The sequence below is a fragment of the Mesorhizobium sp. B2-5-13 genome (assembly GCF_006440535.1).
GTDB lineage: Bacteria > Pseudomonadota > Alphaproteobacteria > Rhizobiales > Rhizobiaceae > Mesorhizobium > Mesorhizobium salmacidum.
In genome coordinates, this window is sequence record NZ_VFUI01000025.1 from 14,327 (window position 1) to 30,642 (window position 16,316).

The following is a 16,316-nucleotide window of genomic DNA, read 5'->3' on the forward strand; positions in this document are numbered from 1 at the left end:
TCCAGTCGCATTTCCGGCGCTGCGGTGCATGGATGTCGCTGGGGACCATTTGCACCTGGCGTCGAGAAGCACCCTTTTCATTCGATTTCTCCACCGCTAGAGCAAGACACTAATAACTCCGCGGGGCGCAAGCATGACACTCTATCGGGCCGATCCGAAACACGGCGTCGCATGGGTCACGGGCGGCAGCAGCGGCATCGGCCGCTCGCTGGCCAGGGATCTGGCGTCACAAGGGTATGCGGTGGCGGTGACAGCGCTGGACGACGATCCGATCGACACGCTCATCGTCGAGACCGCACAGATGCCGGGCAAGGTCGTGTCCTTTCCCTGCGACGTCACCGACGAGCCGCGCATGGCAAAGACGGTGGCGGCGATCGAGAAGGACCTCGGGCCGATCGTGCTCGCCATCTTCAATGCCGGACACTACATCGCGACACCTGGAGAGTCGCTCGTCGTCAAGGACTTCCGCCGCTCCTTCGAGGTCAACTATTTCGGCATCATCAATGGGCTGGTGCCTGTGGTCGAGTATATGCGGGTGCGCGCGCGTGGCCATGTCGTTCTGGTCGGCTCGGTGACCGCCTATTTCGGCTGGCCAACCACGGCGGCCTATGGTGGCACCAAGGCGGCGATCAACATCCTGGCCGAGTCGCTGAAATATGATTTCGACAAGATGAACATCCGCGTCCAGGTGGTAAACCCCGGTTTCGTCGACACGCCACTGACCGAAAAGAACATGCTGCCGATGCCGGGCCTGATGCCGGTTGGCCGTGCGACGCGCCGCATGGTGAAGGGAATCAAGTCCGGCGGCTTCGAAGTCACCTTCCCGTATAGAACGAGCTGGCCGCTGAAAATTCTTGGCATGCTGCCAAGGCCTTTATGCAGATGGGTGATCAACCTGACGACCAGCTGGAAGGCACGGCCGCTGTATTATGAGCGCAAAGCGCCCAACAAGTAGATGCCCACAGGATTGGTGGCTTGGCTGCCTGAACGGCCGTTGCCTGTGCATGGCCACCACCATAGCTTGAATGTTGTTGCGTGGAGTCTGCGATGGGGCGACGGATCGTGTTTGCTGTGCTGGGCCTGATCGCCATCCTCGCACTGGCCTCCGTATTGGGTCCACGCGTACCCGTCGACACCACGATCCGTTTCGATCCTTCCGTCATCGGTGACGACCCACAGGCCTATGTGGCAAAGGTTGAAGCCGCCATGCCCGGTATTCGCGACGGGCTGGAGAAGGAGATCGTCTGGGCGAACCCGATAGTGCACGCCAAGACGCCGCTGTCGATCGTCTACATCCATGGCTTTTCCGCATCGAAGGGCGAGGTCCGGCCCTTGCCCGACGACGTTGCCGACCAGCTCGACGCCAACCTGTTCTACACCCGTCTCACCGGTCACGGCCAGGACGGCGCGGCGATGACGCAAGGCAGTGTCAATGCCTGGATCAACGACTATGAGGAGGCGCTCGCCATCGGCCGGGCGATCGGCGACAAGGTGATCGTCATCTCAACGTCGACCGGCGGCTCGCTGGCGGCCTGGGCGGCGACGCAGGCCGGTGCATCCGAGGGCGTGGCGGCCATTGCATTCATCTCGCCCAATTTCGGCGTGAAGGCATCTGGCGCCGAGGTCCTGACCATGTCATGGGGAAAGCAGATCGCCGAACTCGTCGCCGGCAGGGAACGCAACTTCGCGCCGCGCAACGCGCTGCATGAGAAATTCTGGACCACCAGATATCCGATCGCAGCGACAATGCCGATGCAGGCCCTGACGGAGCTAGCCTATGGCGCGCCCGTGGAGAAGGCGACCATCCCGGCTTTGTTCATCTTCTCGGATTTGGACAGAGTGGTGCGGGCCGACCGTACCCGCGAAATCGCCGCGCGCTGGGGTGGCCCGCATGAGCTGGTCCCCATCGAAGGCAGTGGCGATCCCGACAATCATGTCATCGCCGGCGACGCGCTGTCGCCATCCACCACGGCTTTCCTGGCGCAACGGATTGCTGTCTGGGTCGAGGCGGTGGCGAAGTAAGGTTCGGAGACGAAAAGGGCTGATGAAGCATTGCTTCATCAGCCCCTTTCTTTGTTGGTCAGTCACCAGCCAACCACCAAGGGTTGGCCAACTGCATAAGGCGTATTAAGCAGCTCGCGCCGCCGGACGCTTGCCGCCGAAGCGGCGCTTGTTGTTGCCCTTGAAGGGCTTGGCGCCTTCGGGCTTGCGTTCGCCGGCAAAGGCTGGCTTGTCGCCGAAACGCTTGTTGCCGAAGCCGTTGTTCTGCTTCTTCTCGCCGCCCGGTCGCCGGCCGTCGCGACGCCCATTGCGGTCGCTGCGATCATTGGCGGGTTCGAAGCGCTCGTTCTTTTCCGCCGGATTGCGTGCCGGATCGGGGCTGCCGAGATGGTCAGCAACAACAGGCAGCTTGGTGCGGATGATCCGCTCGACCTGGCGCAGCTTGCTGTTCTCCGAAGGATCGCAAAGCGTGATCGCGATGCCATCCATCCCGTTGCGACCGGTGCGGCCGATGCGGTGGACGTAGCTTTCAGCCTCGTCCGGCAGGTCGAAATTCACGACATGGCTGATGCCGGGCACGTCGATGCCGCGCGCGGCGATGTCGGTCGCGACCAGGATGCGCACCGAACCGTCGCGGAAATCATTCAGCGCCTTCTGACGGGCATTCTGCGACTTGTTGCCGTGGATAACGGCGGCCTTGAAGCCGTCGCGCTCGAGGTCCTTGGTCACCCGGTCCGCACCATGTTTGGTACGCGAAAAGATGATGACGGACTTCATCGCCTCATCGGCGAGCATCGTCGACAACACCTGGCGCTTCTGCTTGGTGCGGGCGAAGACGACGCCCTGGACGATTTCGGCGGCCGCAGTGCTTTGCGGCGAGACTTCGACACGGACAGGGTTCTTCAGGAGGCCCTTGGCGAGTTCAGCGATCTCGTCCGGCATGGTGGCCGAGAAGAGCGCCGTCTGGCGATCGGGCGCGGTCGCCTTGGCAATGCGCTTGACGTCGTTGATGAAGCCCATGTCGAGCATGCGATCGCCCTCGTCCAGCACCAGCCATTTGGTGTCGGAGAGGATGAGGTCGCCCTCGCGCACGAGGTCGGTCAAGCGACCGGGCGTGGCGATGAGGATATCGACGCCGGGAGCAACCTTCTTCACCTGGCTGAAGCGCGAGACGCCGCCCAGCACGAGTGCCGTCGAGACATGCGCGCCTTTGGCGAGGATCTTGATGGTGTCCTCGATCTGCACCGCAAGTTCGCGGGTCGGCGCCAGGATCAGCGCGCGGGTCGTCTTGGCGCGCCGCTTGGTGCCGAGCGCGATGATCTTCGATAGGATCGGCAGCGCAAAGGCCGCGGTTTTGCCGGAGCCGGTCTGCGCAATGCCGAAAATGTCACGGCCTTCCAGCTGCGGCGGGATGGCCTGCATCTGGATCGGCTTCGGTTCGGCGAATCCGGCATTGTGGGTGGCCTTGAGCAGCGCACCCGTAATTCCCAGCGCCGCGAAACCGGAGAGTTCCGCGGTGTCGTTGCCGGGCAAAGTGTTTTCGTTGGTCAAAATAATCTTCTTTCACGCGGCCTCTGGCCGCAAACGTCAATCGCGGCAGGGCGCAACCTGCCGTCGAAAATTTGATATGGAACGACAAGGCGGGCGGACACGTGCGTCCACTCGGCTGCGCTGTCGTGCCCGCAGGCATCATGCCACGGGGCTTTTTCGCCACTTTGTGATGTACCGGAAAGAGGGGCCGATATACCGGAAAGAGGGAAAACAGACGCAACCAGTCTCATTTGTCGAGAAGGCCGGAATCTCCCGGCCCAAGCGCCTATGGGTTGCATATGGCTGAGTTCGCCCCGGAATGCAAGAGGCGCGATGTTGCGGTGCAGCAAAAACCAACCAAAAGCCGACGCTTGCGCTCCCCGACGGGCATCATTACCACAAACGCAGCTTCCGTTTTCTGGGGACCGAGCGATGAAAGACGTGCTGAAGGAACTCGAGCGGCGGCGTGACATCGCCCGCATGGGTGGCGGCCAGGCCCGCATCGACGCCCAGCACAAGAAGGGCAAGCTCACAGCGCGCGAACGCATCGAGGTGTTCCTCGATGAGGGTTCTTTCGAGGAGTTCGACATGTATGTCGAGCACCGCTCGACCGACTTCGGCATGGAGAAGACCAAGATCGCAGGCGATGGCGTCGTCACCGGCTGGGGCACGGTCGACGGCCGGCCGGTCTATCTCTTCGCCAAGGATTTCACGGTGTTCGGGGGCTCGCTGTCGGAAGCCCATGCCGAAAAGGTCATCAAGGTGCAGGAGATGGCGCTGCGCAATCGCGCGCCGATCATCGGCCTCTACGATGCCGGGGGCGCGCGCATCCAGGAAGGCGTCGCCGCCCTCGGCGGGTATGCCGAGATCTTCCAGCGCAATGTGCTCGCTTCGGGTGTCATTCCGCAGATCTCCGTCATCATGGGCCCTTGTGCCGGCGGTGACGTCTATTCGCCCGCGATGACCGATTTCATCTTCATGGTGCGCGATACCTCTTACATGTTCGTCACAGGGCCGGATGTGGTGAAGACCGTGACCAACGAGACGGTGACCGCCGAGAGCCTCGGCGGCGCTTCCGTCCACACAACGAAATCCTCGATCGCCGACGGCGCCTATGACAATGACGTCGAAGCACTCTTGCAGATGCGCCGGCTGGTCGACCTGTTGCCAGCTTCCAATACGTCGGAGCTCCCCGAGATCGAATGCTACCAGTCGGTCACCGACCATGACATGTCGCTCGACCGGCTGATCCCCGACAATGCCAACAAGCCCTACGACATCAAGGAGCTGATCCTGAAGGTCGCCGATGAGGGTGATTTCTTCGAGATCCAGCAGAGTTTTGCGAAGAACATCGTCACCGGTTTCGGCCGGGTAGAGGGCCGCACGGTCGGCTTTGTCGCCAACCAGCCAATGGTTCTGGCGGGCGTGCTCGATTCCGACGCCAGCCGCAAGGCGGCGCGCTTCGTGCGTTTCTGCGACTGCTTTTCAATCCCGATAGTCACCTTCGTCGATGTTCCCGGTTTTCTGCCCGGCACGGCGCAGGAGTATGGCGGCCTGATCAAGCATGGCGCCAAGCTGCTTTTCGCCTATGCCGAGGCGACCGTGCCGAAGATCACCGTCATCACCCGCAAAGCCTATGGCGGCGCCTACGACGTCATGGCGTCGAAGCATCTGCGCGGCGACATGAACTATGCCTGGCCGACGGCGCAGATCGCCGTTATGGGGGCGAGAGGCGCGGTCGAGATCATCTACCGCAATGACATCGGCGATGCCGAAAAAATCGCTGCCCATACAAAGGCTTACGAGGACCGCTTCCTGTCGCCGTTCGTAGCCGCCGAGCGCGGCTATGTCGACGAGGTGATCATGCCGCACTCGACCCGCCGCCGTATCGCCCGGGCGCTTCGCATGCTGCGCAACAAGGATATGCAGAACCCCTGGAAGAAGCACGACAACATTCCGCTGTGAGCTGGTGTCGCGGGCATCGCGGTTGATCAGCGCCCGCCTCCGGCAGCAACCAGTTCGCGCAGCACCGGCATCATCGCCTGCGGCAAATCCTCGGCGACCAGCCCCGGCCCGAACCGACTGCCGGTCTCGGCGTGAATCCAGACCGCCGCGCAGGCCGCTTCGAAGGCCGGCATGCCTTGGGCAAGCAGTCCGGCCGTGATGCCGGACAACACATCGCCCGACCCAGCGGTGGCAAGCCAGGCCGCGCCATTGGAATTGATCGCTGCCCTGCCGTCCGGAGCGGTGATCACCGTATCGGCGCCCTTGTAGACGATGACGGCATTGGCTCGTGCGGCCGCCGCGCGTGCCTTGTCAAGCTTCGATGAGGCATTGTCATCGGCGATGCCAGGAAACAGCCTAGCGAACTCCCCTTCATGCGGTGTCATCACCAGCGCGGGCGCGTTCGGCCCGCGGGCGGCTTCGAACAAGACATCTGGCGCCTCACGAAACGAAGTGATCGCGTCGGCGTCGAAGACCAGGCCGGCAATTCCAGTGGACGCGGCCGCTGGCTTGCCCAACGCGAGTAGCGCAAGCGCGAACGCCTGGGTTTTTTCACCGACGCCAAAGCCAGGCCCGAGAACAAAGGCCGATGGCCGGCGCTCCTCGACAAATGCCTCAATGTCGGCAGCGTCGTCGGCCCTGCGCAGCATGATCGAGGTCAGGTGCGCGGCATTGACCTGCATGGCGTTGCCCGGCGACAGGACCGTCACCGCCCCTGCCCCGCTTCGGGCAGCGCCAAATGCAGAGAGCCGCGCCGCGCCGGTGGCATTGGGGCCGCCGGAAAAGACACCGACATGGCCGCGCTTGTATTTGTGCGCGTCGACGGCCGGCACCGGCAAATAGCGCAACCAAAGCGCTGGTCCATTCTCGAACGTCCGGGGCTGGAGCCTTGCAATGATCTCCAGCCCAATGCCGATATCGGCAAGCACGATCTCGCCGCATCGCTCCCGGCCGGGCAGGAGCAGATGGCCGGGCTTCTTGCGCGCAAAGGTCACTGTGAGCTCGGCCGAAAACGACCTGCCGAGCACCTTGCCGCTGTCGCCGGCAATGCCGGAAGGCAGGTCGACCGCGACAACCGGCAAATGCAGGTCGGTGACCAGATCGACCGCCCTGGCGGCCTCACCCGACAGCCGCTTGGACAGCCCTGCCCCGTAAAGCGCATCGACGACGATCGAGCCGGGTCCGGCATCCAAGTCCGATAGCGGCCGGGGCTTGATTGGGCATTCGGCGGCGGCGAGTGCCGCATCGCTATGCGGCTTCGGCGGGGCAGACGCCCAGACCGTGGTGGCGACGCCGCTGCCGGCGAGGATCCGGGCAACGACATAACCGTCGCCACCATTGTTGCCCGGGCCGCACAACACATGGACGTGCGCCGCCGCTGGATAGCGCCTGAGCACTTCGGCCGCGACGGCTTGCCCTGCACGTCGCATCAATCCAATGCCGTCGGTTGGACCTGCTGCAATTGTCAGCCGATCCGCCTCGTCCATCTCGGCGGAAGTAAGAAGTTCGTGGCTCATGGATTGCCGATCCGCATTCGATCAAGCATTGTCCAGTTTTCGGCTCGACGCAAACGGGGAGGAGCTGGCGCTGTCATGACCATGTCGATCGGCGCAAGGATCGCAGGCACCAAGCTGCGCACCAGATGAGCAATTTGCCCAGATATTGGGCAGACATGCACAGGAGTGCCGGATAGGCTACAGCCATTCATGCCGCTTCCAATGCAGCGCATGACGCGAATTTGCATCTGGGGGTGACATAGCTTTGAAATCGTATGACACCGCTTCTGTTCCCTCCGACTGGCACAGTTCGTGCTTGATTGAGGCGCAAGCGGGGGCTCACAACCCGTTTCTTTGGCAGTGGAGGCCACTTTTTACATGAAAAAGATCGAAGCGATCATCAAGCCATTCAAGCTGGACGAAGTGAAGGAAGCGCTTCAGGAGGCCGGACTGCAAGGCATCACCGTGACCGAGGCCAAGGGGTTCGGGCGCCAGAAGGGTCACACCGAACTCTACCGCGGCGCCGAATATGTCGTCGACTTCCTGCCCAAGGTGAAGATCGAGGTCGTGCTCGGCGACGATGCCGTGGAAGGCGCGATCGAGGCCATCCGCAAGGCGGCCCAGACCGGCCGCATCGGCGACGGCAAGATATTCGTCTCCAACATCGAGGAAGTCGTGCGCATCCGCACCGGCGAAACCGGAATGGACGCGGTTTGATCCGAGCCGGCCATCCTCTAAGACCGGCCATCCTCTAAGAAACGTCATCCATCAAAAAACGTCAGCACACAGGGATACATGACATGACGACAGCCAAAGACATCATGAAGCAGATCAAGGACAACGACGTGAAATTCGTCGACCTGCGCTTCACCGACCCGAAGGGCAAGCTGCAGCACGTGACGATGGATGTTGTCGAGGTCGAGGAAGACATGTTTGCCGACGGCGTCATGTTCGACGGCTCCTCGATCGCCGGCTGGAAGGCCATCAATGAGTCCGATATGGTACTGATGCCCGATCCGGACACGGTCCACATGGATCCGTTCTTCGCGCAGTCGACCATGGTCATCCTGTGCGACATCCTCGATCCGGTCTCGGGCGAATCCTACAACCGCGATCCGCGCGGCACGGCCAAGAAGGCCGAGGCCTACATGAAGTCGGAAGGCATCGGCGACACCATCTATGTCGGCCCGGAAGCCGAGTTCTTCGTGTTCGACGACGTCAAGTACAAAGCGGATCCCTACAACACCGGCTTCAAGCTGGATTCGACCGAACTGCCGTCGAACGACGACACCGATTACGAGACCGGCAATCTCGGTCACCGCCCGCGCATCAAGGGCGGCTATTTCCCGGTGCCGCCGATCGATTCGGCACAGGACATGCGCTCCGAAATGCTGACGGTGCTCGCCGAAATGGGCGTGCGCGTCGAAAAGCATCACCATGAGGTGGCCGCCGCCCAGCACGAACTCGGCATCAAGTTCGACACGCTAGTCCGCAACGCCGACAAGATGCTGATCTACAAGTACGTCGTGCACCAGGTCGCCAATGCCTATGGCAAGACGGCGACCTTCATGCCGAAGCCGATCTTCGGCGACAACGGCTCGGGCATGCACGTCCACCAGTCGATCTGGAAGGGCGGCAAGCCAACTTTCGCCGGCAATGAGTATGCCGGTCTGTCGGAGAGCTGCCTGTTCTACATCGGCGGCATCATCAAGCATGCCAAGGCGATCAATGCCTTCACCAACCCGCTGACCAACTCCTACAAGCGTCTGGTGCCGGGCTACGAGGCGCCGGTGCTGCTCGCCTATTCGGCGCGCAACCGTTCGGCGTCCTGCCGCATCCCATTCGGCAGTTCACCGAAAGCGAAGCGCGTCGAAGTCCGCTTCCCGGATCCGGGCGCGAACCCCTATCTCGCTTTCGCCGCCATGCTGATGGCCGGCCTCGACGGCATCAAGAACAAGATCCACCCGGGACAGCCGATGGACAAGGATCTCTACGACCTGCCGCCGAAGGAGCTGAAGAAGATCCCGACCGTCTGCGGTTCGCTGCGCGAAGCGCTCCAGAGCCTCGACAAGGATCGCGGCTTCCTGAAGGCCGGCGGTGTCTTCGACGACGACCAGATCGACAGCTATATCGAGCTCAAGATGGCCGAAGTGATGCGCTTCGAAATGACCCCGCATCCGGTCGAATACGATATGTACTATTCGGTCTAAGATTCCGTTCGGATAGTGTTTCGAAGCCCTTGAAGGATTTCCCCCTTCAAGGGCTTTTTGCTGGTCCAAGGAGGACGCATCTCAGTTGGGGCAGCCGGCCCTCTTGGCCGCCGCAGAAGACCTCCGATTGGGTGGCAAAAAAACCCGTTCGAGCAAGTTGGCGGATGGCCTTTCGGGACGCAATCGAACGCCAGGAGCGAGCGGCGCACTGCCTCAGGCTGCAATGCCCGCTCGTCCGGCGCCCCGCCAATGCCGTCGTTCACGAAACCCCCGCCCCGTTCGAACAGCATCGCTTTGGCGTAACCCCCAGGGCGACGAATACGCATGCCGCGGCGTGGCCTGTCAACGCCGCCTGCCGGAGGCACAAATCGCCGATTTCGATGCATGAACAGTGGCTTATATAAAGGATCGGTGTGTACGGACGAGCTGAAACAGGCTGTTTTCCGGGCTTTTTCAATGAAACTCGGAAATGCATGAGACGAGCGGCGGCAAGGGGCGTCAACCAAAGCCTCTCGTTCGGCTGAAATTGCCCGTCCCTTTTCAACCTGACTTTTTTTGGGGGAATTCGCCGTTCCGGCAAAAAAGGCCCGGGCGTTTCCGCCGGGCCTTTTCCACAATGAACATCCGCGTGCGGCGCGGAGCTGACCACGCCGCAAAGAGAATCAGGCAGCGGCCGAAACCTCTGCGCTCGCCGGCACCGAAGCGATCGTCTTCAGGATCTGCGAGGCGATCTGGTAGGGGTCGCCCTGAGAATTCGGACGGCGGTCTTCCAGATAGCCCTTGTAGTCGTTCTTGACGAACGAATGCGGGACGCGGATCGAGGCGCCGCGATCGGCGATGCCATAGCTGAACCTGTTCCACGGCGCTGTCTCGTGCTTGCCGGTCAAACGTTTGTCGTTGTCCGGGCCGTAGACGGCGATGTGGTCCATCAGGTTCTTGTCGAAGGCCGCCATCAGCGCTTCGAAATAGGCCTTGCCGCCGACTTCACGCATATAGGACGTCGAGAAATTGGCATGCATGCCCGAGCCGTTCCAGTCGGTGTCGCCGAGCGGCTTGCAGTGGTATTCGATGTCGATGCCGTACTTCTCGGTCAGGCGCTGCATCAGATAGCGGGCCATCCACATCTGGTCGGCGGCCTTCTTGGAACCCTTGCCGAAAATCTGGAATTCCCACTGGCCCTTGGCCACTTCGGCATTGATGCCTTCGTGGTTGATGCCGGCCGCGAGGCAGAGATCAAGATGTTCCTCGACGATCTGGCGCGCAACGGAGCCGACATTCGAATAGCCGACGCCGGTATAGTACGGGCCCTGCGGCGCGGGATAGCCGCTTTCGGGGAAGCCGAGCGGACGGCCATCCTTGTAGAAGAAATACTCCTGCTCGAAGCCGAACCAGGCGCCTTCGTCGTCGAGGATGGTGGCGCGCTTGTTGGATGCATGCGGCGTAACGCCGTCGGGCATCATGACTTCGCACATGACGAGCACGCCGTTGGTGCGGGCCGGATCGGGATAGACGGCGACCGGCTTCAGCACGCAATCGGAGCTATGCCCCTCGGCCTGCTGCGTCGAGGACCCGTCGAAACCCCACAGCGGCAGCTGATCGAGCGTCGGGAACTCGGCGAATTCCTTGATCTGCGTCTTGCCGCGAAGATTGGGGACCGGGGTGTATCCATCGAGCCAGATATACTCGAGCTTGTATTTGGTCATTCTAGAGCCTCTCGTTGCTTGGACACCGCAAGCAGGCGATGTCGATGCATGGCCGAAACAGGCCGGCCTGCCGATGATTAAAAAGCAATTCGTATGCCACTCGGCCTCCGACGGGTGCGGCAAAATGGTCATGCCAAGGCTTTGATTTTGCTGAGCCGTCTCAGCAATGCGTCAAGATCGTCCAAACGGCAATACTGCTTAAATCATAGGCAAATCATGATCTTTTCATGAGCATATTGCCTAAATGAATCGCAGAACCTATTTTGATGAGAACTGAATCGGCAAGCTTCTGAAAAAGCAGGGAGACCGGCAATGCAAGTCACGCAATCGCGTCCGTCGGCGAAAATCCTGATGTTCCCGCTGGCAGCGCGCAAATCTGCCTTAAATTTAGGCGCCAAGGCCAAATTCGCGGCAGAGCTTGCCGCGCTTCGCGGCGAGCACGCCGATTCCGATGGCTGGTATCACGAGGCCGCCGTCGAGGAAGAGAACCCGCAACGGAAGAGCTGAAGCCCTCCACGTCGATCTCACATGAAAAAGCCCGGCGCGATCGCTCGCGCCGGGCTTTTCGCTCGTATCGGCCGATCGGCTACTCCTTGGCGTGCAGGTCGGTACCGAGCGTATCCTTGACGAAGATCATGCCGATGATCAGCGTCATTGCCGCGATTACCACCGGATACCAGAGGCCATAATAGATATCGCCCTTGTAGGCGCTGAGCGCGAACACGGTCGCCGGCAGCAGGCCGCCGAACCAGCCATTGCCGATGTGGTAGGGCAATGACATGCCAGTGTAGCGAATGCGAGTCGGGAACATCTCGACAAGGATCGCCGCGATCGGCCCGTAGACCATGGTCACGAACAGCACCAGGATGAACAGGATACCGATTGTCATCGACCAGTTCACCGCCGCCGGATCGGCGAACATGGCGAAGGCGCCGCCGCCCGGTATGTTGTAGACGGTGACCTCGGGTGCGCCCGCTGCCTCCTCGGTAGTCAAGAGCTTGTCCTTGACCGCCTGATCAATCGGCACAGTCGCCTTCTCACCGGCACGGATCGCGGCAGCGTCCAGCTTCAGTTCCGGGTTGGCGGCAACAAACGCATCGAGTTTCGGGTCCGCAACCTTGATCGCCGCACGCTTCAGCGGATAACCGCCGTCCCGCAGGGACATGTTGACAGCCTTGGCGAAGGCCGCGTCCTTGGCCTTGGCCTGATCGCCGGCGGCGACCGCGTCGTAGGACGCCACCGTCTCTGTACCAATCTTGACTGACGCGGCCGTCCCGGGCGCGGCCGTCGACACCACATCGTACGGAACCGAGTTCTTGGTCAGGAACGAAGTCGCGATGTCGCAGGACGTCGTGAATTTCGCGGTTCCGACCGGATTGAACTGGAACCTGCAGTCGCCGGGTGCTGCCGTCACAGTTGCCCGAGTGCTCTGCTGTGCCTTGGCGAGCGCCGGATTGGCGGCCCAGGTCAATGCCTTGAACAGCGGGAAGGTGCAGACTATGGCAAGCGCCAGGCCAGCCATGATGATCGGCTTGCGGCCGATCTTGTCGGAGAGCCAGCCGAACACGACGAAGAAGATCGAGCCGAGCGCCAGCGCGACGGCGATCATGATGTTGACCGACTGCGCGTCGACCTTCAGCACGTTTTGCAGGAAGAACAGCGCGTAGAACTGGCCATTGTACCAGACGACGGCCTGACCGGCGGTGAGGCCGAGCAGCGCCAGGAGAGCGATCTTCGCGTTTTTCCACTGACCAAAGGCTTCCGAGAGCGGCGCCTTGGAGCCCTTGCCCTCGTCCTTCATCTTCTGGAAGGTCGGGGACTCCGAGAGAGACAACCGGATCCAGATCGAAATGGCGAGCAGCAGGAAAGAGACGATGAAAGGAATGCGCCAACCCCAGGCGGCGTAGCTCTCCTTGCTCAGCGATCCCTGCACAATCAGGATGACGATCAGCGACAGAAACAGGCCGAGCGTCGCTGTCGTCTGGATCCAAGAGGTGTAAAAGCCGCGGCGGTCATCGGGCGCGTGCTCGGCGACATAGGTCGCCGCACCACCATATTCGCCGCCCAGCGCCAAACCCTGCAGCATGCGCAGGACAATCAGGATCACCGGAGCAGCGATGCCCAGGGTTGCATAGCCGGGCAACAGGCCGACCAGGAAGGTCGACAGGCCCATGATCGTCATGGTGACCAGGAATGTGTATTTGCGGCCGACGAGGTCGCCGATGCGACCGAACAGCAGCGCGCCGAACGGGCGCACCAGGAAACCTGCGGCAAAGGCCAGCAGCGCGAAGACGTTGCGCGTTGCCTCGGGAATCGTCGGACTGAAAAAGGTCGAGCCGATGAAAGCCGCCAGCGAGCCGTAGAGATAGAAATCATACCATTCGAAAACGGTGCCGAGCGAGGAAGCGAAGATGACTTTCTTCTCCTCCCGCGTCATGCCCCGGCTCCTTCCGCCGGCGGTCGATGCCATTGCCATTGAGTTATCCTCCCGTGAGACCCAGCCCTAGATGCTGTGCGCCAACGTCCGCGTTCTCCTCCGAACGCGGACTCGAAAAGCGCAGCCAGCACATGAAAAATGGCAGAAAGCGCCGGGGAAAGGCACCGCGACGATGGGATTATGACTTTCGTATTAGGTGCAGTGCGAAGGCGGAGCGAAGCGCTCAGGCCCGCAGCGCTTCGAGCAAGCTGACAGCGGCCATCATGTCTCGTTTGCGGGCGGCACGACGCGCGGCTGCTTCGGCGTCCTGTCCCCAATGCGCGATCTGCCAGTCCTCGTCGACATGGCCGGCGGCCCAGGCCTCCTCGCCATCGAGCTCGCCGAAATCGACCGCCAACGCCAGCAATGCCGATCCGGTCAGCGATGTCATGACATGAATGGCGGCCAGGCGCAGCGGCTCGGCGCGCTGCGCCAGATGGCTGCCCAGCACGGCAATGGTTTCGCGCGGCTGCTCGACATGGATGATACCCTCGGCAAGGTTGAAGCGAACCCCAAGCGCGGCGCGTGCCCAGTCGATGACGGGATCCCACTGCTCGTTCTGCCGTGCGACCAGCCCTTGCGGGGCATCGGCGCGGTAACAGAGCAGATCCGACGAGGCAAAACGCAGAATGTCTTCCAGCACCGCCTGAGGATCGCTGGCCACGCCATCGATGGCGGTGTTGACCAGCCGCATCACCGGCATCGTCACCGGATTGATCGTCTCACCCTGTTCCGCGAACTCGCCGGCAACCAGCGCCGCGGCCGTTTCAGTCGGCAGCGCCAGCAGCGCCTTGCCCGGCGTGCGCACCGGCCTGCCGTCGAGTTGCACCGCAAAACCAGCTTCCACCGGCACGACCGAGACCTCCTTGTAGAAGCGCTTGGGCAGCGGCGTCTTCATCTGGATCTGGGCGCGACGTACCGGATCCGGATCGGAAAGATACTTGCCCGCTTCAAGGTCGTTGAGGATGTCACGCATGAAGTCTCTTTCTCACACCGGTGTCAGCTTGCGTGCCGGCCGGTTGACGATGATCAGCCCCGCCGCAATTAAGCCAAGTGCCAGAAAAATGCGAATAGTCAGCGACTCGTTCAAGATGATCGCACCGCATAAAACACCGAAGACCGGCGACAGGAAGGTGAAGCTCGACAGCCCTGAGGCCGGATAGCGGCGCAGCAGCCAGAACCACAGCACGTATGTAAAGGCGACGATATAGATTGCCTGGAAAAGCAGCGCCAATGTCGGCAGCAAGGCTGGATCGCGAACGGGTGGGCCAGCGAGAGGCATTACCAACACGCCAACGATCGCCGCGCCGGCGAGTTGATAGAGCAGCAGCTTCTCCGCGCTTGCCTCGACCAGTTTCGATCGTTTGATGAGGATGTTGGTCAGGGCCCAGAAAAATCCGGAACCAAGGCTCAGGAGATCGCCAAACAGCATGTCTCCGGTACCGCCGAGCTTGTCGGAAAAAACGGTGGCGAGACCCGCGAAAGCCAACAGCAGGCCAAGGAACTTGCGCGTGGTGATCTGTTCGCCGAGCAGAAAGTGGCCGCCGATCAGCATCCAGAACGGCATTGAGTTGACCAGCAGCGTGTTGCGGGCAACGGTGGTGTGCTCCAGCCCGACATAGAGGCAAAGGAACTCGACGCCGAAAAGCACGCCGACCGCGATGCCGGCCAGCAATGTCCCATCCTTGGTGAACAGCGCAATGCCGCGCCAGCGGCACCAGAGGAAGACGCAGAAGCCGCCAATGACCGAGCGTGCGATTGACAGGAAGACTGGGTCATAGCCGGCGTAGGAGATCTTGGCGGCGACGTAGTTCAGGCCCCAGGAAAAGGTCAGCCCGACCATGATGGCGGCGGCGGCCATATCGACCGTGTCGCGCCGATCGAGCGCGTCGGTGGCGCCGCTCACGGTCAATCCTCCGCGCTGGCGTCGTCGAAGCCGATCAGGTTCCAGCTCTGGCGCATGTGCGGCGGCATCGGCGCGGTGACGTCGATAACGCCCTTGTCCGGGTGCGGGATAATGATGCGGCGTGCGTGCAGGTGCAGGCGGTTTTGAATGCCGCCGGGAAAATCCCAGTTGGTGTCGGCTTCGAAGTATTTCGGGTCGCCGATGATCGGGCAGCCGATATAGGCGGCATGGACGCGGAGCTGGTGGGTGCGGCCCGTATAGGGCTCCATCTCCAGCCAGGTCATGGTCTGCGCCGCCTGCTCGATGATGCGGTAGTAGGACACGGCATGGTCGGCGCCCTTTTCACCATGCGCGGCCACGCGCACGCGGTCGCCATCCTCTGTCGGCTCCTTGATCAGCCAGGTCGAGATCTTGTCCTCGCGCTTGGGCGGCACGCCTTTGACCAACGCCCAGTAGGTCTTCTTGGTTTCTCGCGCCCGGAACGCCTCCGAGAGCTTCATGGCGGCAAGCCTGGTACGGGCGACAACCAGCACGCCCGACGTATCGCGGTCGAGCCGATGCACCAGCCGCGGCTTCTCGCCCTTCTGGCTGCGCCAGGCTTCCAGCATGTCGTCGACATTGCGCGTGACGCCGGAGCCGCCCTGAACCGCAAGGCCCGCCGGCTTGTTGAAGACGAAGACCTTCGGGTCCTCATGGAGCAGCATCTTGGCGAGCACATCGGCGTCGCCCTGGTTGCGGATCGAGTGGCCCGTGAGCGCGCTCTCGCCCTTCTTGTCCACCTCGAGCGGCGGCACACGCACCATCTGGCCCGGCTCGACGCGGGTGTCGGCCTTGACCCGGCCGCCATCGACGCGGATCTGGCCGGAGCGCAGCAGCTTCTGCAGATGGCCGAAGCCAAGTCCCGGGAAATGCGTCTTGAACCAGCGATCGAGCCGCATGCCCGCCTCGCCGGTCTCCACCGTGATCTGTTCAACGCCTGCCATTTTTTCG

General features: G+C 62.0%; 13 protein-coding genes. 6 read left to right on the forward strand and 7 right to left on the reverse strand.

Annotated features, from left to right (window positions below):
• Positions 1-133: 133 nt before the first annotated feature.
• Positions 134-955 (forward strand): SDR family oxidoreductase, encoded by an 822-nt coding sequence (locus tag FJ434_RS26215; RefSeq protein ID WP_140752457.1) that lies wholly within the window; start codon positions 134-136, stop codon positions 953-955.
• 92 nt (positions 956-1,047) lie between these two features.
• Entirely contained in the window at positions 1,048-2,022 is a 975-nt protein-coding gene (locus FJ434_RS26220; RefSeq protein WP_140752459.1) for an alpha/beta hydrolase, read from the forward strand.
• A gap of 105 nt (positions 2,023-2,127) precedes the next feature.
• Here FJ434_RS26220 and FJ434_RS26225 read toward each other — a convergent pair whose 3' ends face one another.
• On the reverse strand, positions 2,128-3,552 hold the full coding sequence (locus tag FJ434_RS26225; RefSeq protein WP_140505234.1) for a DEAD/DEAH box helicase: 1,425 nt from the start codon (positions 3,550-3,552) through the stop codon (positions 2,128-2,130).
• A gap of 411 nt (positions 3,553-3,963) precedes the next feature.
• Here FJ434_RS26225 and FJ434_RS26230 point away from each other — a divergent pair, with 411 nt between their 5' ends.
• Complete coding sequence (locus FJ434_RS26230) at positions 3,964-5,496, forward strand: acyl-CoA carboxylase subunit beta (RefSeq protein ID WP_140752461.1); 1,533 nt, start codon at positions 3,964-3,966, stop codon at positions 5,494-5,496.
• A 26-nt stretch (positions 5,497-5,522) separates the two neighbouring features.
• On the opposite strand, the gene FJ434_RS26235 is transcribed toward FJ434_RS26230, so the two are convergent.
• Positions 5,523-7,052 (reverse strand): NAD(P)H-hydrate dehydratase, encoded by a 1,530-nt coding sequence (locus FJ434_RS26235; protein WP_140752463.1) that lies wholly within the window; start codon positions 7,050-7,052, stop codon positions 5,523-5,525.
• Between the two features lie 357 nt (positions 7,053-7,409).
• Between FJ434_RS26235 and FJ434_RS26240 the strand changes: the two genes are divergently transcribed.
• Together FJ434_RS26240 and glnA are read left to right on the forward strand one after the other, a co-directional pair.
• The gene (locus FJ434_RS26240) at positions 7,410-7,748 is read left to right on the forward strand and encodes a P-II family nitrogen regulator (protein ID WP_006205430.1); all 339 of its coding nucleotides are present in this window, start codon (positions 7,410-7,412) and stop codon (positions 7,746-7,748) included.
• 83 nt (positions 7,749-7,831) lie between these two features.
• A complete protein-coding gene (glnA, locus tag FJ434_RS26245; RefSeq protein ID WP_015317961.1) occupies positions 7,832-9,241 on the forward strand; it encodes a type I glutamate--ammonia ligase in 1,410 nt (469 codons plus the stop codon).
• 662 nt (positions 9,242-9,903) lie between these two features.
• Here glnA and FJ434_RS26250 read toward each other — a convergent pair.
• Positions 9,904-10,944: a glutamine synthetase beta-grasp domain-containing protein gene (locus FJ434_RS26250; RefSeq protein ID WP_140505231.1), complete on the reverse strand. Its 1,041-nt coding sequence runs from the start codon at positions 10,942-10,944 to the stop codon at positions 9,904-9,906.
• A gap of 312 nt (positions 10,945-11,256) precedes the next feature.
• On the opposite strand from FJ434_RS26250, the gene FJ434_RS26255 reads away from it, so the two are divergent.
• A complete protein-coding gene (locus tag FJ434_RS26255) occupies positions 11,257-11,451 on the forward strand; it encodes a DUF2735 domain-containing protein (protein ID WP_140505229.1) in 195 nt (64 codons plus the stop codon).
• Between the two features lie 79 nt (positions 11,452-11,530).
• Here FJ434_RS26255 and FJ434_RS26260 read toward each other — a convergent pair whose 3' ends face one another.
• The 4 genes from FJ434_RS26260 to FJ434_RS26275 form a co-directional block, all read right to left on the reverse strand.
• Complete coding sequence (locus tag FJ434_RS26260; protein WP_140752465.1) at positions 11,531-13,420, reverse strand: MFS transporter; 1,890 nt, start codon at positions 13,418-13,420, stop codon at positions 11,531-11,533.
• Between the two features lie 184 nt (positions 13,421-13,604).
• Entirely contained in the window at positions 13,605-14,396 is a 792-nt protein-coding gene (locus FJ434_RS26265; RefSeq protein WP_140711511.1) for an ATP12 family chaperone protein, read from the reverse strand.
• Between the two features lie 12 nt (positions 14,397-14,408).
• The gene (locus FJ434_RS26270; protein WP_181166125.1) at positions 14,409-15,281 is read right to left on the reverse strand and encodes a DMT family transporter; all 873 of its coding nucleotides are present in this window, start codon (positions 15,279-15,281) and stop codon (positions 14,409-14,411) included.
• Between the two features lie 47 nt (positions 15,282-15,328).
• Complete coding sequence (locus FJ434_RS26275) at positions 15,329-16,309, reverse strand: RluA family pseudouridine synthase (RefSeq protein ID WP_140752469.1); 981 nt, start codon at positions 16,307-16,309, stop codon at positions 15,329-15,331.
• Positions 16,310-16,316: the final 7 nt, after the last annotated feature.

What these genes read in the sequence shown, in the direction of transcription:
- FJ434_RS26260 (WP_140752465.1), bottom strand. Translation starts at nt 13,420, where the DNA reads ATGGCAATGGCATCGACCGCCGGCGGAAGGAGCCGGGGCATGACGCGG.
- FJ434_RS26265 (WP_140711511.1), bottom strand. Translation starts at nt 14,396, where the DNA reads ATGCGTGACATCCTCAACGACCTTGAAGCGGGCAAGTATCTTTCCGAT.
- glnA (WP_015317961.1), top strand. Translation starts at nt 7,832, where the DNA reads ATGACGACAGCCAAAGACATCATGAAGCAGATCAAGGACAACGACGTG.
- FJ434_RS26220 (WP_140752459.1), top strand. Translation starts at nt 1,048, where the DNA reads ATGGGGCGACGGATCGTGTTTGCTGTGCTGGGCCTGATCGCCATCCTC.
- FJ434_RS26230 (WP_140752461.1), top strand. Translation starts at nt 3,964, where the DNA reads ATGAAAGACGTGCTGAAGGAACTCGAGCGGCGGCGTGACATCGCCCGC.
- FJ434_RS26250 (WP_140505231.1), bottom strand. Translation starts at nt 10,944, where the DNA reads ATGACCAAATACAAGCTCGAGTATATCTGGCTCGATGGATACACCCCG.
- FJ434_RS26275 (WP_140752469.1), bottom strand. Translation starts at nt 16,309, where the DNA reads ATGGCAGGCGTTGAACAGATCACGGTGGAGACCGGCGAGGCGGGCATG.
- FJ434_RS26235 (WP_140752463.1), bottom strand. Translation starts at nt 7,052, where the DNA reads ATGAGCCACGAACTTCTTACTTCCGCCGAGATGGACGAGGCGGATCGG.
- FJ434_RS26215 (WP_140752457.1), top strand. Translation starts at nt 134, where the DNA reads ATGACACTCTATCGGGCCGATCCGAAACACGGCGTCGCATGGGTCACG.
- FJ434_RS26240 (WP_006205430.1), top strand. Translation starts at nt 7,410, where the DNA reads ATGAAAAAGATCGAAGCGATCATCAAGCCATTCAAGCTGGACGAAGTG.
- FJ434_RS26270 (WP_181166125.1), bottom strand. Translation starts at nt 15,281, where the DNA reads ATGGCCGCCGCCGCCATCATGGTCGGGCTGACCTTTTCCTGGGGCCTG.
- FJ434_RS26255 (WP_140505229.1), top strand. Translation starts at nt 11,257, where the DNA reads ATGCAAGTCACGCAATCGCGTCCGTCGGCGAAAATCCTGATGTTCCCG.